Raw genomic sequence first — 21,329 nt, 5'->3', positions numbered from 1 at the left:
GCCAAATGTCGCAAGCACTGGCCAGAGACTGTTTCAGCGTAGGGGCATGCGTTACTATCTGTATGAATTTACAGTACTCACGGTCATCCATGTCCTTGCGCAAGATCATCCACATCGACTGCGATTGCTTCTACGCAGCCATCGAGATGCGTGACGACCCGCGTCTGGTGGGCCGGCCCATTGCCGTGGGAGGCTCTGCGGAGCATCGTGGGGTGATCGCTACCTGCAATTATGAGGCGCGTGCCTATGGCGTACGTTCCGCCATGTCGTCCCGGCATGCGCTCAAGCTCTGCCCCGACTTGCTGATCGTCAAACCGCGTTTCGAGGCCTACCGCGAGGCTTCGCGGGAAATCCACGGCATCTTCCGGGATTACACCGAACTGATCGAGCCTTTATCGTTGGATGAAGCCTATCTGGACGTTAGCGACAGCCAATGGTTTGCCGGCAGTGCCACGCGCATTGCCGAGGATATTCGCCGGCGGGTGGCGCGTACCCTGCACATCACGGTCTCGGCGGGGGTGGCACCGAACAAGTTCCTGGCCAAGATCGCCAGTGACTGGCGCAAGCCCAATGGCATCTTCGTGATTACGCCTGATCAGGTGGAAGCCTTTGTCTCGGCTTTGCCTGTCGCCAGGCTGCATGGCGTGGGCAAAGTGACGGCCGAAAAGCTCACCCGGCTGGGTATCGACACCTGCCTGGATCTGCGCGACTGGTCGCGGCTGGCGCTGGTGCGCGAATTTGGCAGTTTTGGCGAGCGGTTATGGGGGCTGGCGCGGGGTATCGACGAGCGGGCGGTGCAAAACGATAGCCGCAGGCAGTCGGTCAGCGTGGAAAACACCTACGATACCGATCTTCCGGACCTGGCGAGTTGTCTTGAACGTTTGCCCGAATTGCTCGCCAGCCTGAATGAACGTATCGATCGCATGGACAGCAGCTATCGGCCGGACAAACCTTTCGTCAAGGTCAAGTTTCACGATTTCAGCCAGACCACTCTGGAGCAGGCGGGGGCGGGCAGGGATTTGGAAAGCTACCGGCATTTGCTGAAGCAGGCGTTTGCTCGGGGTGGCAAACCGGTGCGTTTGCTCGGGGTGGGGGTGAGGCTGCGCGATCTGCGTGGAGCGCACGAGCAGCTGGAGCTTTTTGCGGATAAATGAAAAGGGACCGCAGTGCGGCCCCTCTTTATTACTGCACGCCTGGATCAGCCACTAATCGGCCAGTGGCCTTGGTCAATGCCTGCAGAAACTCCTGCTGCAGCTCCGGGTCGTTGCGGGTCAGCTCGATCAGGCTTTGCTCCATCTCGCTGGCTTCCTCTTCCAGGCCCAGCTCCGACAGGCGCTTGACCCGGTGTACCCATTGGCCGACATCGTCATCTTCGAGGTCATCGAAAATCAGCTCATGGGCTTCCCGCAGCTTGTTGCGCAGGGTCGCGCTGACCAGCAGGCTGGCATCGCCGCGTACCGCATTGTCTTCGTCTACCACCTGCAGGTGCAGGGTGCCGACATGGTTCAGATGCTGCTCGGAGAATGGGCTGTCGAGCAGGTTCAGGCGCAGCACGCCGTTCCTGTCAGTGGTCAGGTCGTGAGTCATCTTGCCGGCCTTGACTTCGACCAGTCGTTCGCTCCAGGGCAAGTTGGTGAACTCTTCACGCTTGTCCTTCTGCACTTCGCTGATGCCGGCCAGGTTCTGCTGAGCGCGACCGTTTGACTGCACGTTCATGAACGGGTTGAGCCCGGCCACGCCGTAGCTGAGCCAGTCGTGGGTCACGCTGTCCGGCAGGTTGCCCAGCGCGAAGACGTTGACCACGTTGGCGCCGACGCCGGCCACCACCGCCACCGCGCCCAGCGGGATCTCGTAGACCTCCCGCCACGGTTGGTACGGCGTGTAGCGGTCGTAACGGCGGGTCACTTCGAACTCGGTGACTTCGAAGCGCTTCTGTTCATGCACGCGCACACGCCGCTGCGGCAGCTCCATCACCTTCGGCTCGCCGACATCGATCTGCAGGGTGTGTTCGAGCAGCTTGCGCTCGACGCGCTCCTCATGCTCGCTGCGCTGGGACATCTGGTTGGCGCAGCCGCTGACGAGCAGGGCGCCGCACAGTGCGGCGCCCCCCAGGGTAAAGGTACTTCGCTTGGACATGATCACTCGTGCTTTGTTTATCAGCGGCGAACGCGGGCCTGCAGGAAGGTCAGCACTTCATTGAGTGGCAGCGCTTGAGCGTCCTGTTCGGTGCGGTGCTTGTATTCCAGGTTGCCGTCGGCCAGGCCACGGTCGCTGACCACGATGCGGTGTGGAATGCCAATCAGCTCCATGTCGGCGAATTTGATGCCGGGGCTGGTCTTCTTGTCGCGGTCGTCCAGCAGCACTTCGAAGCCGGCGGCCGTCAGTTCGGCGTACAGCTTGTCGGTGGCTTCGCGCACCACGTCGGTTTCGTAGCGCAGCGGTACCAGCGCGATCTGGAAGGGCGCCAGGGCGTCGTTCCAGATGATGCCCTTGTCGTCATAGCTCTGCTCGATGGCGGCGGCGACCACGCGGGACACACCGATGCCATAGCAGCCCATGGACAGCACGACCGGCTTGCCGTTCTCGCCCAGCACCTGGCACTTGAGCGCCTCGCTGTACTTGGTGCCGAGCTGGAAGATGTGCCCGACTTCGATGCCGCGCTTGATCACCAGGGTGCCCTGGCCATCCGGGCTTGGGTCGCCTTCGACGACGTTGCGCAGGTCGGCAACCTGAGGGACCGGCAGGTCGCGCTCCCAGTTGACGCCGAAGTAGTGCTTGTCGTCGATGTTGGCACCGATGCCGAAGTCGCTCATCAGGGCAACCGAACGGTCGATGATGATTTCCAGCGGCAGGTTCAGTGGGCCCAGGGAACCTGCGCCAGCACCAATCGCGTCGCGCAGTTCGGCTTCGCTGGCCATGACCAGTGGCTCGGCAACCTGCTCGAGCTTGGTGGCCTTGATTTCGTTCAGTTCATGGTCGCCGCGCACGATCAGGGCAATCAGCTTGCCTTCTTCGGCGCCGCGCACGATCAGGGTCTTGACGGTCTTCTCGATCGCCAGGCCGTGGTTTTCCACCAGCTGGGCAATGGTCTTGGCCTCCGGCGTATCGACCAGGCGCAGCTCCTCGGTTGGAGCCGGACGCACGGTCTCGCGCGGGATGGCTTCGGCCTTCTCGATGTTGGCCGCGTAATCGGAGCTGTCGCTGAAGATCACATCGTCTTCGCCGGACGATGCCAGCACGTGAAACTCATGCGAGTAGCTGCCGCCGATTGAGCCGGTATCGGCCTGCACTGGGCGGAAATCCAGGCCCAGGCGGGTAAAGATGTTGGAGTACGCCTGGTGCATGCGGTCGTAGGTTTCCTGCAGGGAAGCCTGGTCGGCATGGAAGGAGTAGGCGTCCTTCATGATGAACTCGCGGCCACGCATCAGGCCGAAGCGTGGGCGGATCTCGTCACGGAACTTGGTCTGGATCTGGTACAGGTTGAGCGGCAGCTGTTTATAGCTGGACAGCTCGTTGCGGGCCAGGTCGGTGATGACTTCCTCGTGGGTCGGGCCAACGCAGAAGTCGCGCTGGTGGCGGTCCTTCAGGCGCAGCAGCTCGGGGCCATATTGTTCCCAGCGGCCGGATTCCTGCCACAGTTCAGCGGGCTGGATGCTCGGCATCAGCACTTCCAGGGCACCGGCGGCGTTCATTTCCTCGCGCACCACGGCTTCGACCTTGCGCATCACCCGCAGGCCCATCGGCAGCCAGGTGTACAGGCCGGAGGCCAGCTTGCGGATCATGCCGGCACGCAGCATGAGCTGATGGCTGATGACCACTGCGTCGGCAGGGGTTTCTTTCTGGGTGGCGAGCAAATATTGACTGGTGCGCATGGTTAGCCGTGTCGATTGCCTAAGACATTGAAATGACCCCGCATTGTACGGGGGCGAAACGAAGGCGTACAGGATGCCCCAGGGCGGGGCAATTGTCAGCCAAGAAAAAGCCCGGCAGATGTGCCGGGCTGTTTCAGGTGCGGGGCACTGGAAGCGAGGCTTACAGGATGCTCAGCGGGTACTCGACGATCAGGCGCAGTTCGTCGATCGAGCTCGACCCGTAGTAGACGCCATCGGCGGAGCGGTAGGTGGCCTGACGAACGCGGAAGCTCAGGTCCTTGGCCGGGCCGCTCTGCATCACGTACTTGACGTCGATGTCGCGTTCCCATTCCTTGCCGTCGTCGGTGGTGCGGGTGGTTGCACCGGTACCGCGAGCGTAACGGGTCATGAAGGTCAGGCCTGGCACGCCGAACTCGGCGAAGTTCAGGTCGTAGCGCGCCTGCCAGGACTTCTCGTCTTCGGCGTTGAAGTCGGAACGGGCGATGGAGTTGGCCAGGAACACGGTACCGCCACCGTCTACGCCGTAGGCATAGTCACCGTCACCGCTGACCTTCTGGTAGGCCAGGGTGAAAGTATGGGCGCCGACGTTGTAAGCGGCCGAAAGGCTGGCGGCGATGTTGTCGAGTTCGTTGCTGCCATCGGACTTGGTAACGAACGCGCCGGTGCGGTTGTCGCCGATGGATTTGGTGTCATAGATGTTGAAGTCGAACACCAGGCCTTGCTTGTCGCTGATCGGCAGTGCCCAGTTGATGTTGCCGTACCACTTGCGGAAGTGGTCTTCGATGCGCGAGTAGTAGACGCTGGTGCTGAGGCTGTCGGTGAAGGCGTAGGTGCCGCCGAAGATATTGGCTTCGGTCAGGTTCAGGCTGTCGTGGTAAGTCTGAGCCTGGGCGTTCATGGCGGTGAAGTGACCGGCGTTCAGGGTCAGGCCTTTGATCTCGTTACTGGTGATCAAACCACCTTCGGCAACTTCCGGCAGCAGTCGGCTGTCGTCAGTGGCGAATACCGGCATGGCCGTGAACTGGCTGCCGTACTTCAATACGGTATTGGAAATGCGCAGTTTTACCGCGCCGCCGCCTTCCGAATAGTCATCTTGAGAACGACCGTCGGAGCCAGTCGGGAACAGGCCGGTACCGGCACGGCCTTTGCCGCTGTCCAGTTTGAGGCCGAGCATGCCGATAGCGTCGACGCCGAAGCCCACAGTACCCTGGGTGAAGCCCGATTCGTACGTGCCGAGGAAGCCAAGGCCGGTTTCTTCCACGCGGCTCTGGGTACCAGAGGGGTTGTTACGGAAGTCACGGCTGAAGTACAGCATGCGAGTTTTGACGTTCAGCTGGCTGTCTTCGATGAAACCCTTGGATTCGTCCTGTGCAGAGGCGAAGGCCAATTGCGAGGTGCCTGCCGAAACGGCCAGGGCGATCAAGCTCCACTTCATCACGCGCATCGTGATTTGCTCCTTTGGTTTTTAGGAAGAGTACTGCTGCGCCCATGTGTTTTAGTTATATGGGGCAGCTCTTTCTTGTTATGTCGGCGGAAATGTATAGCACGCTGACTGTTATTGGCGATATGGCCATAAACAACCTTCCGGTAACCTTACGGCCACGTCGCTTTCAAGTATTTCCATGTCGCAAATCACGTCCCGGATTTCCGGGGCGTCCAACCCAGCGCTGTTCCCGTCACCGTAATGATTCTGTAATTACAGGTCCGGTTAGGGAAACTCCCTGGTGTATCCAAAGCGGCTGTTGTTATTTGTCGCGTCCATCGCTTGATGCAGATGTCGTGCCGACTTGGTGTGGGAGGAATGCAACAAGCGTGCTCAAAATTAACAACGGTTCATGAAATTTTCACAAATTCGACGGTCATGGGTCGAAACATCCCGAAAACACTGGATGGGATCCGCCTGCGAGGTTCAGCGTGGCACGGCGCGCGCGAGCCCCCAACCCGCCATAAAAGTCAATGTGTTACCGGCTACTGTTCATGCTGAGTCATTTATGTGTGTAAAAGTGTAGTGGTGCGTTCATTCGCGGCCTCATTTTGGTGCGAAAAGTAGCGCGGTGTTACCGCAACTGTGCAGCTGGCGGATTTTTATGTTCTTGAAGTGTGCATGGAGGTAGCTCTTGCATGCCGGCGCAAGCGAAGCGAGGTATCCTTGCGCGATATCCGGCAAAGGTCGGTTCGAGTCGATAGGTTGGAGGTTTGTAGTGTTTGAGATGGATTCGCGTTTGCAGCAGGACTCTCTGGTGCTTGGGGACTTTCCGCTGTGTCGTCTGCTGCTCAGCAAGGATGCCAATTATCCCTGGTTCATCCTGGTGCCCAAGCGCGAAGGTGTGAGCGAGTTGTTCGACCTGAGCCAGCAAGACCAGGCGCAGTTCTGGAAAGAAACCACGGCGTTGGCGCAGGCGCTGAAAGAAGAGTTCAAGGCTGACAAGATGAATGTTGCCACGCTGGGTAATGTCGTCAGCCAGATGCATATGCATGTCATCGTGCGTCGACATGGCGATGCTGCTTGGCCAGCACCGGTCTGGGGCAAAGTGCCCGCTGTCGAGTATGCCCCGGGGCAGGTCGACGCCATTCGCCTGCGCCTGCGTGGGCTGCTCCGCGATTATCAGGAGGCCTGAATGTCAGTGGAATGGCGCATCATCGAGCTGGAAACCCGTCAGGCCTTTCAGGACGACATCATCCAGGAACTGAATGACGTGGTGGTCGAGCAGGGGCGAGTGATCGATCGCCTGCAGTTGCAGATGGCCGAGCTGATCAAGCGTTACGAGGAAATGGTCGGCCAGTACGGCAGCGAGGGTGAGGAAGCACCGCCGCCTCATTATTGAGCGGCTATAGCCCTGGGGTTGCCCCAGGGCTGCACGGTGGTCAGCGGCGGGTTACCGCGACCACATCTTCGGCCTGCAGGCCTTTATCACGGTGCATTACCGAAAACTCCACGCGCTGGCCTTCGACCAGAATGCGGTGCCCTTCGCCGCGGATGGCGCGGAAGTGGACGAAGATATCGTCACCCGAGTCGCGGGAAATGAAGCCAAAACCCTTGGACGTATTGAACCACTTGACGGTGCCGGTATCGCGCTTGCCGGCTTCCAGGGTTGCGCCTTGGCCGGTTCGGGTCGGGCGCGGGTTGCGGGCAAAGCCCGCGACAAGGTGCAAGACGATGGCGAGTGCGGCGCAGACCAGGGCCGCCAGGTTGCCCATTTCTGGGCGGGCCAGCAGGGTCAGGGTCTGCAGTACCACTGCCACCACCAGCAAGGCGCAGGCCAGGTGTTGCAGTTGTTGGCGCGCGCCTCGGTAATAGAGTGGCACTACCGGCGCCAACAGCAGGTTGAGCAGGCCAAGCAGGGCCAGGTAGACCGCGTCGGGTTGCTGCAGGAAAGGTATTGCATCGGTTTTCAGGCTGGGTATGAGCGATAGCAGCAAAGCCGCAGCGCCCGTCACCAGGTGGACGATCTTGAACATGGGTTGGCTCGCAGTTGATAAGGCTGATCACAGGAAGAGCTGGCGGCACGGTGCGCATGAGGTAGAGCGCGCAAAAACGTTGGGCCAGCCTATGCACCCGGCAATGACAGTCCGCACGGGTGGCACGGTGCCTATTTAACAGCAAAGTTCGAGCCTTCTCAAACCATAGGTGGTCCTGCGGCAATGTGTTGCCCTGCGTCATGGGCGCAGTGGGCCAAGTGTTGATAGAGTGTGTAGGGCCTGCTTGATCATCAAGCCATTTGCAAAAGGGGAACTTCATGGCAATCGATATCGGTATCAGTGAAGAAGATCGCAAGTCCATCGTAGAAGGGCTTTCCCGCCTGTTGTCGGATACCTATGTGCTGTATCTGAAAACCCATAACTTTCATTGGAACGTCACCGGTCCATCCTTCCGCACGCTGCACTTGATGTTCGAGGAGCAGTACAACGAGCTGGCCCTGGCGGTCGACTCGATCGCCGAGCGGATACGCGCCTTGGGCTTCCCGGCGCCAGGGTCCTATGCCTTTTATGCGCGGCATTCCTCGATCAAGGAGGAGGAGGGCGTGCCTGCGGCAGATGAAATGATCCGTCAGCTCGTCCAGGGCCAGGAGGCTGTGGTGCGGACCGCTCGCAGCATCTTCCCGGTGGTGGACAAGGTCAGCGACGAACCGACCGCGGACCTGTTGACCCAGCGCATGCAGGTGCACGAGAAAACGGCCTGGATGCTGCGAGTGCTGCTCGACGGTCAATGACCTTATCCAAACGAAAAAAAGCCCGGTCGAGCCTTGCTCGATCGGGCCTTTTTCGTTGTGCGGGAAGGGTTTACCGCTGCTTTGTGGCGGGTTGTAAGCGCTTCATTAACCCCCTGGTTTCTGTGTCCATGCCTGTGGCAAGGCGCAGGAACCATTACCTGGGGCGAGGAAATGGAGTGAATGATGCAGGGGAGCAAGCGTGCAGGAAGTCAGGGGGGGTGCCCTGTCAAGCAAGGCATCGATCCGTTCAGGGCGGATTTCGACATGATGCAGATTCGGCCTGTGTCGCGTTCGGTCCGGCTCAATGGTTTTTCAACCTGTCTGCGCCTGGAAGCGGTTTATTGGGGTATCCTCGAGCGGATAGCCGAGGTCAATGAATGTTCGGTCAGTACCGTGCTTTCCTACGTGGACCGCGAGGTGCATCTGCGCCAGGGCGGGGTGCGCAACTTCAGTGGCCTGATCCGGGTGATCTGTGTCGCCTGGCTGCAGAGGCCGCCCAGCGTACGCTGATCGCCAGGCGGGCTGCGCAGTGTCTGTTAACCATATATAATCCCGCTTTTTGCTGCCCCGGCAGCCAGCGTAATGGTTGACGAGAGACACCCATGCCCCTTTATGACTATCAATGTGCATCCTGCGATCACCGGATGGAAGCGCTGCAGAAGATCAGCGCTGCACCGTTGACCGACTGTCCGGCCTGTCAGGCGCCGGCATTGAAGAAGCTATTGTCGGTTCCCGGTTTTCGCCTGAGCGGTAGCGGCTGGTACGAAACCGACTTCAAGACCGGGGCAAAAAAGAATCTGGCAGGCGGCGACAAGGCCGACTGAGTTGAATTGCAGTAGCCGGGTCTTGCAGTATTAGCCCCCTGGGGCGGCCAAGGCCTCCATCGAATACACGAATCACGAGAAGCGAAACCACCATCATGATGCGCAGCCATTATTGCGGCCAACTGAACGAGAGCCTGGACGGCCAGGAAGTCACCCTTTGCGGCTGGGTCCATCGTCGCCGCGACCACGGCGGGGTGATCTTCCTCGACATCCGTGACCGCGAAGGCATGGCCCAGGTCGTGTTCGACCCGGACCGCGCCGAAACCTTCGCCGCCGCCGACCGGGTGCGCAGCGAGTACGTGGTGCAGGTCACCGGTAAGGTACGCAAGCGTCCAGAAGGTGCGGTGAACGCCAACATGGCATCCGGTGCCATCGAGATCCTCGGCTACCAGTTGACCGTGCTCAACGAAGCTGAAACTCCGCCGTTCCCGTTGAACGAGTATTCCGACGTTGGCGAAGAAACCCGCCTGCGCTATCGCTTCATCGACCTGCGTCGCCCGGAGATGGCCGACAAGCTGCGTCTGCGTTCGCGCATCACCAGCAGCATCCGTCGCTTCCTCGACGAAAACGGCTTCCTCGACGTCGAAACGCCGATCCTCACTCGTGCCACCCCGGAAGGCGCGCGCGACTACCTGGTACCTAGCCGCACCCACGCTGGCAGCTTCTTCGCCCTGCCGCAGTCGCCTCAGCTGTTCAAGCAGCTGCTGATGGTCGCTGGCTTCGACCGCTACTACCAGATCGCCAAATGCTTCCGTGACGAAGACCTGCGTGCTGACCGCCAGCCGGAGTTCACCCAGATCGACATCGAGACCAGCTTCCTCGATGAGTCCGAGATCATGGGCCTTACTGAAAGCATGATCCGCAAGCTGTTCAAGGAAGTCCTGGACCTGGAGTTCGGCGAATTCCCGCACATGACCTTCGAAGAAGCCATGCGCCGCTACGGTTCCGACAAGCCAGACCTGCGCAACCCGCTGGAACTGGTCGACGTTGCCGACCAACTGAAAGATGTCGACTTCAAGGTGTTCGCAGGCCCCGCCAACGACCCGAAGTGCCGCGTCACCGCACTGCGCCTGCCAGGCGGTGCCAGCATGCCGCGCAGCAAGATCGACGAGTACACCAAGTTCGTCGGCATCTACGGTGCCAAGGGCCTGGCGTACATCAAGGTGAACGAGCGTGCCAAGGGTGTTGAAGGCCTGCAGTCGCCGATCGTCAAGAACATCCCAGAGGCCAACCTCAACAACATCCTCGACCGCGTTGGCGCCGTCGACGGCGACATCGTGTTCTTCGGTGCCGACAAGTTCAAGGTGGTCAGCGAAGCGCTGGGCGCGCTGCGTATTCGCCTGGGTCACGACTTCGAGCTGCTGACCTGCGAGTGGGCACCGATGTGGGTCGTCGACTTCCCGATGTTCGAAGAGAACGAAGACGGCAGCTTCACCGCGCTGCACCACCCGTTCACCGCGCCGAAGTGCAGCCCTGAAGAGCTCGAAGCCAACCCGGCCACCGCGCTGTCGCGTGCCTACGACATGGTGCTGAACGGCACCGAGCTGGGCGGCGGTTCGATCCGTATTCACCGTAAGGAGATGCAGCAGGCGGTGTTCCGTCTGCTGGGCATCGAAGCGGCTGAACAGGAAGAGAAGTTCGGCTTCCTGCTCGACGCCCTGAAGTTCGGTGCACCGCCTCACGGTGGCCTGGCCTTCGGCCTGGATCGTCTGGTCATGCTGATGACCGGCGCCCAGTCGATCCGTGAAGTGATCGCCTTCCCGAAAACCCAGAGCGCCGCGTGCGTCATGACCCAGGCGCCTGGCCTGGTCGATGCCAAGGCTCTGCGCGAGCTGCACATCCGTCTGCGCGAACAGACCAAGGTCGAGTAAGCGGACCCCGGGCGCATCCACATGGATGCGCCTTTGCGTTACGGCGCAGAAATTTTGTCGTTGCGCCCCGTTTGGGGCGTAACTGTTTGTGTTTCAAGGATTTGGAGTTGTTATGGCTGGTCATTCCAAGTGGGCGAACATCAAGCACCGCAAAGAGCGCCAGGATGCCAAGAGAGGCAAGATCTTCACCAAGTGGATCCGTGAGCTGACCGTCGCGGCCAAGCAGGGTGGCGGCGATCCGGCTTCCAACCCGCGCCTGCGTCTGGCGCTGGACAAGGCCCTGGGCGCCAACATGAGCCGCGATATCATCGATCGCGCCGTGGCCCGTGGTGCCGGCACCAACGAAAGCGACAACGTCGAAGAGCTGAGCTACGAGGGTTATGGCCCAGGCGGTGTGGCGATCATGGTCGAGGCCATGACCGACAACCGCAACCGCACCGCCGCCGCCGTGCGGCATGCCTTCACCAAGTGTGGCGGCAACCTCGGCACCGATGGTTCGGTGGCCTACCTGTTCGAGCGCAAGGGGCAGATCAGCTTCGCGCCGGGTGTCGACGAAGATGCCCTGATGGAAGCCGCCATGGAAGCCGATGCCGACGATGTGGTTGCCAACGAGGATGGCTCGTTCGAAGTCTTCACCTCGTTCAACAGCTTCTATGCCGTGCGTAATGCGTTGGAGGAGGCGGGGTTCAAAGCCGCGGACGCGGAAATCGTCATGCAGCCGACCACCAGCGCCGAGCTTGACCAAGAAGGTGCCGAGAAGGTGCTCAAGCTGATCGACATGCTCGAAGACCTGGATGACGTGCAGAACGTCTATTCCAATGCGCAGATCTCCGACGAGATCATGGAAAAACTCGGCTAAGGTTTTTCAGCGTCTTTGCCGGCCCTTTCGCGGGGCGAGCCCGCTCCCACAGGTACTCTGCCAGCCTGAAGGCCAGCAGGTTACCTGTGGGAGCGGGCTTGCCCCGCGAAAGGGCCGGTATTGTTTGCATCAATGCCCCTTTTAATCGACAGGCTCTATGACTCTGATTCTTGGTATCGACCCCGGCTCGCGCATCACCGGTTACGGCGTGGTCCGCCAGACCGCCCGTGGTTGCGAGTACGTGGCGTCGGGTTGTATCCGCACCGGCAGCGGTGAGCTGCACGAGCGCCTGCAGATCGTTTTTCGCAGTGTCAGTGAAGTCATCGCCCTGCATGGCCCCGTGACCATGGGCATCGAGCGCGTGTTCATGGCCCGTAACGCCGACTCGGCACTCAAGCTTGGCCAGGCTCGCGGCGCCGCCATCGTCGCCGCCGCCGAGGCCGGCCTGGAAATCGCCGAATACAGCGCGACCCAGGTCAAGCAGGCGGTCGCCGGCACTGGCGGGGCGAACAAGGAGCAGGTGATGCTGATGGTCATGCACTTGCTGAAACTGACGCAAAAGCCGCAGATCGACGCCTCCGACGCCCTGGCCATCGCCTTGTGCCATGCCCACACCCGCTCGAGCCTGGTGCCCCATGGCCTGTCCACGGCCCGGCGGCGTGGCGGGCGCTTGCGTCTGTAGGCGCTTCATGCGCTGATACACATTTTGTCCGGGTGAATCGTTCACCCGCTGCATTTGCTGATAGGGTTGAGCGGTCTTCGACCGGCTCCCCGAGAGGAAGGATCGGAACGTGATTGGACGTTTGCGCGGCACCCTGGCGGAAAAGCAACCGCCGCACCTGATTATCGACGTCAATGGCGTTGGCTACGAGCTGGAAGTGCCGATGACCACCCTGTATCGCCTGCCCAAGGTTGGCGAGCCGGTAACCGTGCACACTCATCTGGTGGTGCGCGAAGACGCCCACTTGCTCTACGGATTTGCCGAAAAGCGCGAACGCGAGCTGTTTCGCGAGCTGATTCGCCTCAACGGCGTGGGTCCGAAGCTGGCGCTGGCGCTGATGTCCGGGCTGGAAGTGGACGAACTGATACGCTGCGTGCAGGCACAGGACACCTCGGTCCTGGTGCGCGTGCCTGGCGTCGGCAAGAAAACCGCCGAACGCCTGTTGGTCGAGCTCAAGGACCGCTTCAAGGCCTGGGAAACTTCCCCCGCCATGTTCACTCTGGTTTCCGACGGCCCGCTGCCTGTGGCCACTGAGTCCACGGCCGAGGCCGATGCTGTCAGCGCGCTGGTCTCCCTGGGCTACAAGCCACAGGAAGCGAGCAAGGCGATTGCCGCGATCAAGGACAAGGCCGGCCTGAGCAGTGAGGAGCTGATCCGTCGCAGCCTCAAAGGGATGATTACCAAGTGATCGAAGCTGACCGACTGATCGCCGCCAGTGGCCGCGACCGTGAAGAAGTCCAGGACCGCGCGATCCGCCCGCTGCGCCTGGACGAGTACATCGGCCAGCCGGTGGTGCGCGAGCAGATGGCGCTGTTCATCCAGGCTGCCCGCGGTCGCAACGAATCGCTGGATCACACGCTGATCTTCGGCCCGCCCGGGCTGGGCAAGACCACCCTTGCCAATATCATCGCCCAGGAAATGGGGGTCTCGGTCAAGAGTACTTCGGGGCCGATTCTCGAACGCCCGGGCGACCTGGCGGCCATGCTGACCAACCTCGAGCCGCATGATGTGCTGTTCATCGACGAAATCCACCGCCTCTCACCGGTCGTCGAAGAAGTACTGTACCCGGCCATGGAGGACTTCCAGCTCGATATCATGATCGGCGAAGGCCCTGCGGCCCGCTCGATCAAGCTCGACCTGCCGCCCTTCACCCTGGTGGGCGCCACCACTCGTGCCGGCATGCTGACCAATCCGCTGCGCGACCGTTTCGGCATCGTCCAGCGTCTGGAGTTCTACAGCGATAAGGACCTGGCGACCATCGTCAGCCGTTCCGCGAACATTCTGGGCCTGGCCATCGAGGATCAAGGCGCCTACGAGATCGCGCGCCGTGCCCGTGGCACGCCGCGAATCGCCAACCGCCTGCTGCGCCGCGTGCGTGACTATGCCGAAGTGCGCGGCAAGGGGCAGATCACCAAGGCCGTGGCCGACCTGGCGCTCAACTTGCTGGATGTCGACGAGCGTGGCTTCGACCACTCCGACCGTCGTCTGCTGCTGACCATGATCGAGAAGTTCGACGGCGGCCCGGTGGGCGTGGACAACCTGGCGGCAGCCATCAGCGAAGAGCGTCATACCATCGAGGACGTGCTCGAGCCCTACCTGATCCAGCAGGGCTACATCATGCGCACGCCGCGCGGGCGCGTGGTTACCCGGCATGCCTACCTGCACTTCGGCCTGAATATTCCCGGTCGCCTGGGCGATGGGGCAGATTTTTCCGAAGCAGGCGATGAATGACAGATCGAAACCAGCATTTCGTGGTCCTACCGCTGGCATGCCCCATGGCTGCTGGCAATAAGACATTAATGAAGAAAAAACAGTTGCCGCAGCGGATTGGCAAGCTGAGGAGTAAGCACTAGAGTATGCGCGCGCAAAATGGCCTGGAACCTTTCGCACACCGTTGTCGCGTCTATTACGAAGACACCGATGCCGGCGGCGTGGTGTATTACGTCAACTACCTGAAATTCATGGAGCGCGCGCGTACCGAGCGGTTGCGTCACCTGGGCTTTTCCCAGCAGCAACTGGCCGGTGAGAACCTGCTGTTCGTGGTCCATTCCAGCGAGGCGCGCTATCACGCGCCGGCGCGGCTGGACGATGAACTGCGGGTTACCGCGCGCGTAACTGAAGTCAATCGCGTCAGCCTGCGTTTCGTACAGCAGGTCTGGCGGGAAAAGGATGAAACGCTGCTCTGCGAAGGGCAGTTCCTGGTGGCCGCCGTGCGCGCCGACACTTTCAAACCCCAAGCCATACCTCCCCAGTTGCGCGACGCTTTTGCGGCGGACGGCTCGGGTACTCAATCGAATGCAGGAGAATAAGCGTGGAAGCTAACGTCGTCGACCATACCTCCATGTGGAGTCTGGTCAGCAATGCCAGCGTGGTGGTACAGCTGGTAATGCTGACCCTGGTGGCCGCCTCGGTCACTTCATGGATCATGATCTTCCAGCGCAGCACCATGCTGCGCGCCGGTCGTCGTGCGCTGGATGCCTTCGAGGAGCGCTTCTGGTCGGGCATCGACCTGTCCAAGCTGTACCGTCAGGCAGGCAGCAACCCGGACCCGGACTCGGGCGTGGAGCAGGTCTTCCGTGCCGGTTTCAAAGAGTTCTCGCGTCTGCGCCAGCAGCCGGGTGTAGACCCGGACGCGGTCATGGAAGGCGTTGGCCGGGCCATGCGCGTGGCCATTTCCCGTGAGGAAGAAAAACTCGAGCAGAGCCTGCCGTTCCTCGCCACCGTTGGCTCGACCAGCCCGTACATCGGCCTGTTCGGTACCGTGTGGGGCATCATGAACTCCTTCCGCGGACTGGCCAGCGCCCAGCAAGCCACCCTGGCCACCGTTGCCCCGGGTATCGCCGAAGCACTGATCGCCACCGCCATCGGCCTGTTCGCGGCAATCCCGGCGGTCATCGCCTACAACCGTTTCGCCGCGCGCAGCGAAGTGCTGATCGGTCGTTACTACACCTTCGCCGACGAGTTCCAGGCGATCCTGCACCGTAAAGTGCACACCAGCGAAGAGTAATCAGGTAGAAGCCCATGGCCCGAGTTCGCCACAAACGCAAGCCGGTCGCCGAGATGAACGTGGTGCCCTACATCGACGTGATGCTGGTGCTGCTGGTTATCTTCATGGTGACGGCCCCCATGCTCAACCAGGGCGTGAAGGTCGACCTGCCCAAGGTTTCCAGCGAAGCCTTGCCGCAGGACAACAACGTCCAGATCCTCACCATTTCCATCAAGGCCGATAAAACCTATTACTGGAACCTCGGCAGCGAAGTCGACACCGACAAGCAGATGGACAAGGCCATGACCTTGCCGGACATGACCAACGCAGTGACCAAGATCATTGCCGCCGGCCGTGACCAGGGCAAGCAGACCCAGGTCTTCATTCGTGGCGACAAGGCTGTCGACTACGGCGCCGTCATGGGCGCCATGGGCGGGTTGCAGAAGGCCGGTGTCGGTAACGTTGGCCTGATTACCGAGGCGCCCTGATGCAACAGCGAGAGCCATCCGCCTCGGAAAGCTACTTCTGGCCCAGTGTCTGGGCCATCGGCCTGCATGTACTGGTGTTCGCACTGCTGTTCGTCAGTTTTGCCATGACGCCAGAATTGCCGCCTTCCAAGCCGATCGTTCAGGCTACCCTGTATCAGCTCAAGTCCAAGAGCCAGGCGACCACCCAGACCAATCAGAAGATTGCCGGGGAAGCGAAGAAAACCGCCTCGCGCCAGACCGAAGTCGAGCAGCTTGAACAGAAGAAGGTCGAGCAGGAAGCCGTGAAGGCTGCGGAACAAAAGAAAGCCGATGCCGCTCAAAAGGCCGAGCAGGCACGTGAAGCCGCCGAGGCGAAGAAGGCCGAGGAGGCTGCCAAAGCGTCCGAAGCCAAGAAAGCCGCAGAAGCCAAAAAGGCCGATGAAGCGAAGAAGGCCGCTGAAAAGCAGCAGGCCGACATCGCCAAGAAGAAGGCTGAAGAAGAGGCCAAGAAGCAGGCCGAGGAAGAAGCCAAGAAACAAGCCGCTGAGGATGCCAAGAAAAAGGCAGCCGAAGAGGCGAAGAAAAAAGCAGCCGAGGACGCCAAGAAAAAGGCGGCGGCCGAGGATGCGAAGAAGAAGGCAGCTGAAGAGGCCAAGAAAAAGGCCGCTGCGGATGCCCAGAAGAAAAAGGCCCAGGACGCGGCCCGCAAGGCGGCTGAAGACAAGAAAGCCCAGGCCCTGGCCGAGCTGTTGTCCGATACCACCGAGCGGCAGCAGGCGCTGGCCGACGAGCAAGGTGACCAGGTGGCCGGCGACTTCGACGACCTGATTCGTATGCGTGCGGCCGAAGGCTGGGCGCGACCACCTTCGGCGCGAAAAGGCATGACGGTAGTCCTGCAGGTCAACATGCTGCCCGATGGCACCATCACCAATGTCAGCGTGTTGCGCTCCAGTGGCGACGGCCCGTTCGACAGTTCGGCGGTGGCAGCAATGAAGAACATCGGTCGACTGACCGAAATGCAGGGTATGAAGCCGAGCGATTTCAACCGTTATCGTTCGTTCAAGATGACATTTACTCCTGAGGATCTAGCGTTGTGATTACACTCCTTCGAGGAATGCTGGTCATGCTGTGCTGCGTGGCAGGCATGGCCATGGCAGACGAAAAGAACATCCTGGTTACCAGCGGCAGCGATCGGGCGACGCCCATCGCGGTAGTGCCCTTCGGTCTGCAGGGTGGCAGCGTGTTGCCGGAAGACATGGCCGATATCATCGGCAACGACCTGCGCAACTCGGGCTACTACTCGCCCATCCCACGGCAGAACATGATCAGCCAGCCAACCCAGGCCAGCGAAGTCATCTTCCGTGACTGGAAGGCTCTGGGCGCCCAGTACGTGATGGTCGGCAGCATCACCCCGTCGGGTGGCCGCCTGCAGGTTCAGTACGCACTGTTCAACGTCGCCACCGAGCAGCAGGTGCTGACCGGCAGCGTCGCCGGCAGCACCGACCAGTTGCGCGATATGGCGCACTACATCGCCGACCAGTCGTTCGAGAAACTCACCGGCATCAAGGGTGCGTTCTCAACGCGCATGCTGTACGTGACGGCCGAGCGCTTCTCGACCAACAACACCCGCTATACCCTGCAGCGTTCAGACTATGACGGTGCCCGCGCAGTGACCCTGCTGCAGTCGCGTGAGCCTATCCTGTCGCCGCGCTTCGCGCCGGATGGCAAGCGTATCGCCTATGTTTCGTTCGAGCAGAAGCGCCCGCGCATCTTCGTGCAGAACATCGATACCGGTCGCCGCGAGCAGGTGACCAACTTCGAAGGCCTGAACGGCGCGCCAGCCTGGTCGCCCGATGGTTCGCGCCTGGCGTTCGTGCTGTCCAAGGACGGCAACCCGGACATCTATGTGATGAACGTGGCATCGCGTCAGATCAGCCGCGTTACCGCCGGCCCGGGCATCAATACCGAACCGTTCTGGGGCAAGGATGGCAACACCCTGTACTTCACTTCCGACCGTGGCGGCAAGCCGCAGATCTACAAGCAGTCGGTCAGCGGTGGTGGTGCCGAGCGTGTGACGTTCGTGGGCAACTACAACGCCAACCCGAAATTGTCGGCAGACGAAAAGACCCTGGTGATGATCCATCGCCAGCAGGGCTTCACCAACTTCAAAGTGGCGGCACAGGACTTGCAGCGAGGAAGTGTAAAGATTCTCTCGGAGACGAGTCTTGATGAGTCGCCCACTGTTGCGCCAAACGGCACCATGCTAATCTACGCCACCCGCCAGCAGGGCCGGGGAGTCTTGATGCTCGTGTCGCTTAATGGCCGCGTGAGGCTCCCACTTCCTACCGCTCAAGGCGAAGTCAGAGAACCGTCCTGGTCCCCTTACCTGAACTGATTGCGGCGTAATACGTTTTGCTTAACACACTGGGGTTTCATTAGGAGTTTCACGATGGAAATGCTGAAGTTTGGTAAATTTGCTGCGCTGGCTCTGGCCATGGCTGTAGCTGTAGGTTGCTCCTCGAAGGGCGGTGACAATGCTGGTGAAGGCGCTGTCGACCCGAACGCTGGCTACGGTGCCAACACTGGCGCTGTCGACGGCTCCCTGAGCGAAGAAGCCGCCCTGCGCGCAATCACCACCTTCTACTTCGAATACGACAGCTCGGACCTGAAGCCAGAAGCCATGCGCGCTCTGGACGTTCACGCCAAGGACCTGAAGTCCAACGGCAACCGCGTTGTTCTGGAAGGCAACACCGACGAGCGCGGCACCCGCGAGTACAACATGGCTCTGGGTGAGCGTCGTGCCAAGGCCGTTCAGCGTTACCTGGTTCTGCAGGGCGTTTCCCCTGCTCAGCTGGAACTGGTTTCCTACGGCGAAGAGCGTCCAGTTGCCACCGGCAACGACGAGCAGTCCTGGGCTCAGAACCGTCGCGTAGAACTGCGTAAGTAAGTTCCTATGCGAAAGTGCCGCCGTGCTGTAACCGTCCTCGCACTCAGCCTTCCGCTTTCAGCGTGGGCTGCGGTTCCTGTAGTAGATGACAACGCAGGTGCTTATCCACCTTCGGGTTATGGCACGAGCGGCGCCTATGCCGGGGCAGGGGCTTCGACCCCTGCCTCGGCACAGGGCCAGCTGTTCATGCAGCTGCAACAGATGCAGGATCAGCTTTCCCGCCAGCAAGGCATCATCGAAGAGCTGCAAAACGATGTGTCGCGCATGAAGCAGGAAAACCTGGAGCGATACCAGGACCTGGACCGTCGCATCAACAGTGGTGCCGCGCCTGCCGCGACCCCCGATAATTCCTCCACCGGTGGTGCATCCGATGCCGCCGCCGGTGCCGCAGCTGGCGCCGCAGGCGCAGCTGCGCAACAACCGGCCGCCAACAGCGAACCGGGCGATCCGGCGAAAGAGAAGCTCTATTACGATGCGGCCTTCGACCAGATCAAGCAAAAGGACTTCGACAAGGCCAGCCAGGCGTTCAACGCCTTCCTGCGCAAGTACCCGAACAGCCAGTATGCCGGTAACGCGCAGTACTGGCTGGGTGAAGTGAACCTGGCCAAGGGCGATCTGCCTGCTGCCAGCCAGGCCTTCGCTCAGGTCAGCCAGAAGTACCCGAAACACAGCAAGGTGCCGGATTCGCTGTACAAGCTGGCCGATGTCGAGCGCCGCATGGGCCACACCGACAAGGTCAAGGGCATCCTGCAGCAGGTGATTACCCAGTACCCCGGCACCTCCGCCGCACAACTGGCGCAACGCGACCTGCAGAAGCTCTAGGCTGCACCCTTCGAAAGAAACCCGCGCCAGTCGCGGGTTTTTTCGTTAGAATCATTGCCCTTTTTCTTACTACGCTGTTGCGGATAACGCTATGTCGAGTCCGCGACAGTGCCTGACGGAGGCGGACAGCCTGTTTAGCTGTCACGCCCGTGGCGAGCATGCAAGACACATTACGCATCACCGAAGTCTTTTACTCTTTGCAGGGTGAAACACGAACTGCTGGGCTGCCCACGGTTTTCGTGCGCCTCACCGGTTGTCCCCTGCGCTGCCAGTACTGCGACAGTGCCTACGCCTTCACGGGCGGTACTATTCGCAGCCTCGATTCGATCATGGAGCAGGTGGCCGGCTTCAAGCCGCGCTATGTCTGCGTCACCGGTGGCGAGCCGCTGGCTCAGCCGAACGCCTTGCCGCTGCTCAAACGCCTTTGCGACGCCGGTTACGAGGTATCGCTGGAAACCAGTGGCGCCCTCGACATCTCGGGCACCGATGTGCGCGTCAGCCGCGTGGTCGACCTCAAGACCCCAGGATCCGAAGAGTCGCACCGCAACCGCTACGAAAACATCGAGCAGCTGACCCGCAATGACCAGGTCAAGTTCGTCATCTGCTCGCGCGAAGACTACGACTGGGCGGTCTCCAAGCTGATCCAGTACAACCTGGCCGAGCGCGCCGGTGAGGTGTTGTTCTCGCCCAGCCATCACCAGGTGAGTGCCAGCGACCTGGCCGACTGGATCGTTGCCGACAACCTGCCCGTGCGTTTCCAGATGCAGTTGCACAAGCTGCTGTGGAACGACGAACCCGGACGTTGATTGAGAGTAAAAGCACATGACTGAGAAACGCGCGGTAATCCTCCTGTCTGGCGGCCTCGACTCGGCCACCGTGGTAGCCATGGCCAAGGCCGAAGGCTACAGCTGCTACACCATGAGCTTCGACTACGGCCAGCGCCACCGTGCCGAATTGAATGCTGCGGCTCGCGTTGCACGCGACCTCGGCGTCGTCGAGCACAAGGTCATTGGCCTGAACCTCGACGGCATCGGCGGCTCGGCGTTGACCGACAGCAGCATCGATGTGCCGGAAACACCCGGCGAGGGCATTCCAGTCACATACGTGCCGGCACGCAACACCGTGTTTCTGTCGCTGGCCCTGGGCTGGGCAGAGGTACTGGAAGCGCGCGACATCTTCATTGGCGTCAACGCGGTGGATTACTCCGGGTACCCGGATTGCCGTCCTGAGTTCGTCGAGGCGTTCGAGCGCATGGCCAACCTCGCGACCAAGGCTGGTGTCGAAGGGCAGGGCTTCCGCATCCAGGCGCCGTTGCAGAACCTGAGCAAGGCGCAGATCGTGCAAGCAGGGATGGCCCGTGGTGTCGACTACAGCCTGACGGTTTCCTGCTACCAGGCTGATGACGATGGCCGTGCCTGCGGCAAGTGCGACAGCTGCCGTCTGCGTGCCGATGGCTTCAAGGCTGCCGGGGTAGCAGACCCAACGCGCTATGTTTGAAAAAATCTGATGGGGTGTTGATTTCTCGTTAGAAATCAGTATTATACGCGCCATCCAACGGGTCGTTAGCTCAGTTGGTAGAGCAGTTGGCTTTTAACCAATTGGTCGTAGGTTCGAATCCTACACGACCCACCATATGCAAAGCGGTTCGTGAGTATTGGAGGCGGGGCTTGCCAGAGCCAGTTTCTAGTCTTGCAGCCCTACGAGGCGATCACTAAGCTCGCTTTCGTGTGTCAATATGAATAGCCCGCC

General features: G+C 60.8%; 24 protein-coding genes and 1 tRNA gene. 21 read left to right on the top strand and 4 right to left on the bottom strand.

The genetic code is table 11. The annotated features are described in order from the left end of the window. Positions 1 to 95: 95 nt before the first annotated feature. Complete coding sequence (gene dinB, locus ACIPZF_RS05010) at positions 96 to 1,154, top strand: DNA polymerase IV (RefSeq protein ID WP_400796107.1); 1,059 nt, start codon at positions 96 to 98, stop codon at positions 1,152 to 1,154. 28 nt (positions 1,155 to 1,182) lie between these two features. On the opposite strand, the gene ACIPZF_RS05005 is transcribed toward dinB, so the two are convergent. From ACIPZF_RS05005 to ACIPZF_RS04995, 3 genes are all read right to left on the bottom strand, one after another. Next, a complete protein-coding gene (locus ACIPZF_RS05005) occupies positions 1,183 to 2,136 on the bottom strand; it encodes a hypothetical protein (RefSeq protein WP_400795914.1) in 954 nt (317 codons plus the stop codon). 20 nt (positions 2,137 to 2,156) lie between these two features. After that, a complete protein-coding gene (locus ACIPZF_RS05000; RefSeq protein WP_400795912.1) occupies positions 2,157 to 3,872 on the bottom strand; it encodes a proline--tRNA ligase in 1,716 nt (571 codons plus the stop codon). A gap of 160 nt (positions 3,873 to 4,032) precedes the next feature. Beyond that, positions 4,033 to 5,316, bottom strand: coding sequence for an OprD family porin (locus tag ACIPZF_RS04995; protein WP_400795909.1), 1,284 nt, complete (start codon positions 5,314 to 5,316; stop codon positions 4,033 to 4,035). 757 nt (positions 5,317 to 6,073) lie between these two features. Here ACIPZF_RS04995 and ACIPZF_RS04990 point away from each other — a divergent pair. Both ACIPZF_RS04990 and ACIPZF_RS04985 read left to right on the top strand, forming a co-directional pair. Continuing rightward, positions 6,074 to 6,490: an HIT family protein gene (locus tag ACIPZF_RS04990; protein ID WP_400795906.1), complete on the top strand. Its 417-nt coding sequence runs from the start codon at positions 6,074 to 6,076 to the stop codon at positions 6,488 to 6,490. Continuing rightward, the gene (locus ACIPZF_RS04985) at positions 6,491 to 6,697 is read left to right on the top strand and encodes a SlyX family protein (protein WP_400795904.1); all 207 of its coding nucleotides are present in this window, start codon (positions 6,491 to 6,493) and stop codon (positions 6,695 to 6,697) included. Between the two features lie 40 nt (positions 6,698 to 6,737). Here ACIPZF_RS04985 and ACIPZF_RS04980 read toward each other — a convergent pair whose 3' ends face one another. Continuing rightward, positions 6,738 to 7,331, bottom strand: coding sequence for a cold shock domain-containing protein membrane protein (locus tag ACIPZF_RS04980; RefSeq protein WP_400795901.1), 594 nt, complete (start codon positions 7,329 to 7,331; stop codon positions 6,738 to 6,740). A gap of 278 nt (positions 7,332 to 7,609) precedes the next feature. On the opposite strand from ACIPZF_RS04980, the gene ACIPZF_RS04975 reads away from it, so the two are divergent. From ACIPZF_RS04975 to ACIPZF_RS04890, 18 genes are all read left to right on the top strand, one after another. Next, positions 7,610 to 8,083: a Dps family protein gene (locus ACIPZF_RS04975; protein ID WP_400795899.1), complete on the top strand. Its 474-nt coding sequence runs from the start codon at positions 7,610 to 7,612 to the stop codon at positions 8,081 to 8,083. A 180-nt stretch (positions 8,084 to 8,263) separates the two neighbouring features. After that, complete coding sequence (locus tag ACIPZF_RS04970; RefSeq protein ID WP_400795896.1) at positions 8,264 to 8,593, top strand: ribbon-helix-helix domain-containing protein; 330 nt, start codon at positions 8,264 to 8,266, stop codon at positions 8,591 to 8,593. 92 nt (positions 8,594 to 8,685) lie between these two features. Next, positions 8,686 to 8,907: an FmdB family zinc ribbon protein gene (locus tag ACIPZF_RS04965; protein WP_046787975.1), complete on the top strand. Its 222-nt coding sequence runs from the start codon at positions 8,686 to 8,688 to the stop codon at positions 8,905 to 8,907. A 95-nt stretch (positions 8,908 to 9,002) separates the two neighbouring features. After that, complete coding sequence (gene aspS, locus ACIPZF_RS04960) at positions 9,003 to 10,778, top strand: aspartate--tRNA ligase (protein WP_400795893.1); 1,776 nt, start codon at positions 9,003 to 9,005, stop codon at positions 10,776 to 10,778. Between the two features lie 112 nt (positions 10,779 to 10,890). Beyond that, positions 10,891 to 11,637, top strand: coding sequence for a YebC/PmpR family DNA-binding transcriptional regulator (locus tag ACIPZF_RS04955; protein ID WP_012315821.1), 747 nt, complete (start codon positions 10,891 to 10,893; stop codon positions 11,635 to 11,637). 157 nt (positions 11,638 to 11,794) lie between these two features. Next, positions 11,795 to 12,319 (top strand): crossover junction endodeoxyribonuclease RuvC, encoded by a 525-nt coding sequence (ruvC, locus tag ACIPZF_RS04950; RefSeq protein WP_400795891.1) that lies wholly within the window; start codon positions 11,795 to 11,797, stop codon positions 12,317 to 12,319. Positions 12,320 to 12,428: 109 nt separating this feature from the next. Continuing rightward, entirely contained in the window at positions 12,429 to 13,046 is a 618-nt protein-coding gene (ruvA, locus tag ACIPZF_RS04945) for a Holliday junction branch migration protein RuvA (RefSeq protein ID WP_400795888.1), read from the top strand. Then, complete coding sequence (gene ruvB, locus ACIPZF_RS04940; protein ID WP_400795886.1) at positions 13,043 to 14,089, top strand: Holliday junction branch migration DNA helicase RuvB; 1,047 nt, start codon at positions 13,043 to 13,045, stop codon at positions 14,087 to 14,089. The genes ruvA and ruvB overlap by 4 nt, the downstream gene beginning before the upstream one ends. A gap of 125 nt (positions 14,090 to 14,214) precedes the next feature. Continuing rightward, positions 14,215 to 14,667 (top strand): tol-pal system-associated acyl-CoA thioesterase, encoded by a 453-nt coding sequence (ybgC, locus tag ACIPZF_RS04935; protein WP_400795883.1) that lies wholly within the window; start codon positions 14,215 to 14,217, stop codon positions 14,665 to 14,667. Positions 14,668 to 14,669: 2 nt separating this feature from the next. Next, complete coding sequence (gene tolQ, locus ACIPZF_RS04930) at positions 14,670 to 15,365, top strand: protein TolQ (RefSeq protein ID WP_010952367.1); 696 nt, start codon at positions 14,670 to 14,672, stop codon at positions 15,363 to 15,365. A 14-nt stretch (positions 15,366 to 15,379) separates the two neighbouring features. Next, positions 15,380 to 15,832, top strand: coding sequence for a protein TolR (tolR, locus tag ACIPZF_RS04925; RefSeq protein ID WP_012273765.1), 453 nt, complete (start codon positions 15,380 to 15,382; stop codon positions 15,830 to 15,832). Then, a complete protein-coding gene (gene tolA / locus ACIPZF_RS04920) occupies positions 15,832 to 16,908 on the top strand; it encodes a cell envelope integrity protein TolA (protein WP_400795880.1) in 1,077 nt (358 codons plus the stop codon). The genes tolR and tolA overlap by 1 nt, the downstream gene beginning before the upstream one ends. Beyond that, entirely contained in the window at positions 16,905 to 18,206 is a 1,302-nt protein-coding gene (gene tolB / locus ACIPZF_RS04915; RefSeq protein WP_400795877.1) for a Tol-Pal system beta propeller repeat protein TolB, read from the top strand. The genes tolA and tolB overlap by 4 nt, the downstream gene beginning before the upstream one ends. Positions 18,207 to 18,260: 54 nt before the next feature. Continuing rightward, entirely contained in the window at positions 18,261 to 18,758 is a 498-nt protein-coding gene (gene pal, locus ACIPZF_RS04910; protein WP_008090230.1) for a peptidoglycan-associated lipoprotein Pal, read from the top strand. Positions 18,759 to 18,764: 6 nt separating this feature from the next. Next, positions 18,765 to 19,580 (top strand): tol-pal system protein YbgF, encoded by an 816-nt coding sequence (gene ybgF / locus ACIPZF_RS04905; protein WP_400795875.1) that lies wholly within the window; start codon positions 18,765 to 18,767, stop codon positions 19,578 to 19,580. A 158-nt stretch (positions 19,581 to 19,738) separates the two neighbouring features. After that, a complete protein-coding gene (gene queE / locus ACIPZF_RS04900; protein WP_400795873.1) occupies positions 19,739 to 20,386 on the top strand; it encodes a 7-carboxy-7-deazaguanine synthase QueE in 648 nt (215 codons plus the stop codon). Positions 20,387 to 20,402: 16 nt separating this feature from the next. Further along, on the top strand, positions 20,403 to 21,077 hold the full coding sequence (gene queC / locus ACIPZF_RS04895) for a 7-cyano-7-deazaguanine synthase QueC (protein WP_400795870.1): 675 nt from the start codon (positions 20,403 to 20,405) through the stop codon (positions 21,075 to 21,077). Positions 21,078 to 21,136: 59 nt separating this feature from the next. Beyond that, a tRNA-Lys gene (locus ACIPZF_RS04890) sits at positions 21,137 to 21,212 on the top strand. The last annotated feature ends 117 nt before the right edge of the window (positions 21,213 to 21,329 follow it).

Source organism: Pseudomonas sp. NPDC089752 (genome assembly GCF_044748725.1).
Lineage (GTDB): Bacteria > Pseudomonadota > Gammaproteobacteria > Pseudomonadales > Pseudomonadaceae > Aquipseudomonas.
This window is presented reverse-complemented; position numbering and strand designations above follow the sequence as displayed.

Bases quoted from the DNA above. Each gene is read 5' to 3' on its own strand.
- ACIPZF_RS04965 (WP_046787975.1), top strand. From the start codon at position 8,686: ATGCCCCTTTATGACTATCAATGTGCATCCTGCGATCACCGGATGGAA.
- ACIPZF_RS05005 (WP_400795914.1), bottom strand. From the start codon at position 2,136: ATGTCCAAGCGAAGTACCTTTACCCTGGGGGGCGCCGCACTGTGCGGC.
- ybgF (WP_400795875.1), top strand. From the start codon at position 18,765: ATGCGAAAGTGCCGCCGTGCTGTAACCGTCCTCGCACTCAGCCTTCCG.
- pal (WP_008090230.1), top strand. From the start codon at position 18,261: ATGGAAATGCTGAAGTTTGGTAAATTTGCTGCGCTGGCTCTGGCCATG.
- ACIPZF_RS04995 (WP_400795909.1), bottom strand. From the start codon at position 5,316: ATGCGCGTGATGAAGTGGAGCTTGATCGCCCTGGCCGTTTCGGCAGGC.
- tolA (WP_400795880.1), top strand. From the start codon at position 15,832: ATGCAACAGCGAGAGCCATCCGCCTCGGAAAGCTACTTCTGGCCCAGT.
- ACIPZF_RS04970 (WP_400795896.1), top strand. From the start codon at position 8,264: ATGATGCAGGGGAGCAAGCGTGCAGGAAGTCAGGGGGGGTGCCCTGTC.
- ACIPZF_RS04985 (WP_400795904.1), top strand. From the start codon at position 6,491: ATGTCAGTGGAATGGCGCATCATCGAGCTGGAAACCCGTCAGGCCTTT.
- ACIPZF_RS05000 (WP_400795912.1), bottom strand. From the start codon at position 3,872: ATGCGCACCAGTCAATATTTGCTCGCCACCCAGAAAGAAACCCCTGCC.
- aspS (WP_400795893.1), top strand. From the start codon at position 9,003: ATGATGCGCAGCCATTATTGCGGCCAACTGAACGAGAGCCTGGACGGC.
- ruvC (WP_400795891.1), top strand. From the start codon at position 11,795: ATGACTCTGATTCTTGGTATCGACCCCGGCTCGCGCATCACCGGTTAC.
- queE (WP_400795873.1), top strand. From the start codon at position 19,739: ATGCAAGACACATTACGCATCACCGAAGTCTTTTACTCTTTGCAGGGT.
- ACIPZF_RS04955 (WP_012315821.1), top strand. From the start codon at position 10,891: ATGGCTGGTCATTCCAAGTGGGCGAACATCAAGCACCGCAAAGAGCGC.
- queC (WP_400795870.1), top strand. From the start codon at position 20,403: ATGACTGAGAAACGCGCGGTAATCCTCCTGTCTGGCGGCCTCGACTCG.
- ybgC (WP_400795883.1), top strand. From the start codon at position 14,215: ATGCGCGCGCAAAATGGCCTGGAACCTTTCGCACACCGTTGTCGCGTC.
- tolR (WP_012273765.1), top strand. From the start codon at position 15,380: ATGGCCCGAGTTCGCCACAAACGCAAGCCGGTCGCCGAGATGAACGTG.
- ACIPZF_RS04980 (WP_400795901.1), bottom strand. From the start codon at position 7,331: ATGTTCAAGATCGTCCACCTGGTGACGGGCGCTGCGGCTTTGCTGCTA.
- ACIPZF_RS04975 (WP_400795899.1), top strand. From the start codon at position 7,610: ATGGCAATCGATATCGGTATCAGTGAAGAAGATCGCAAGTCCATCGTA.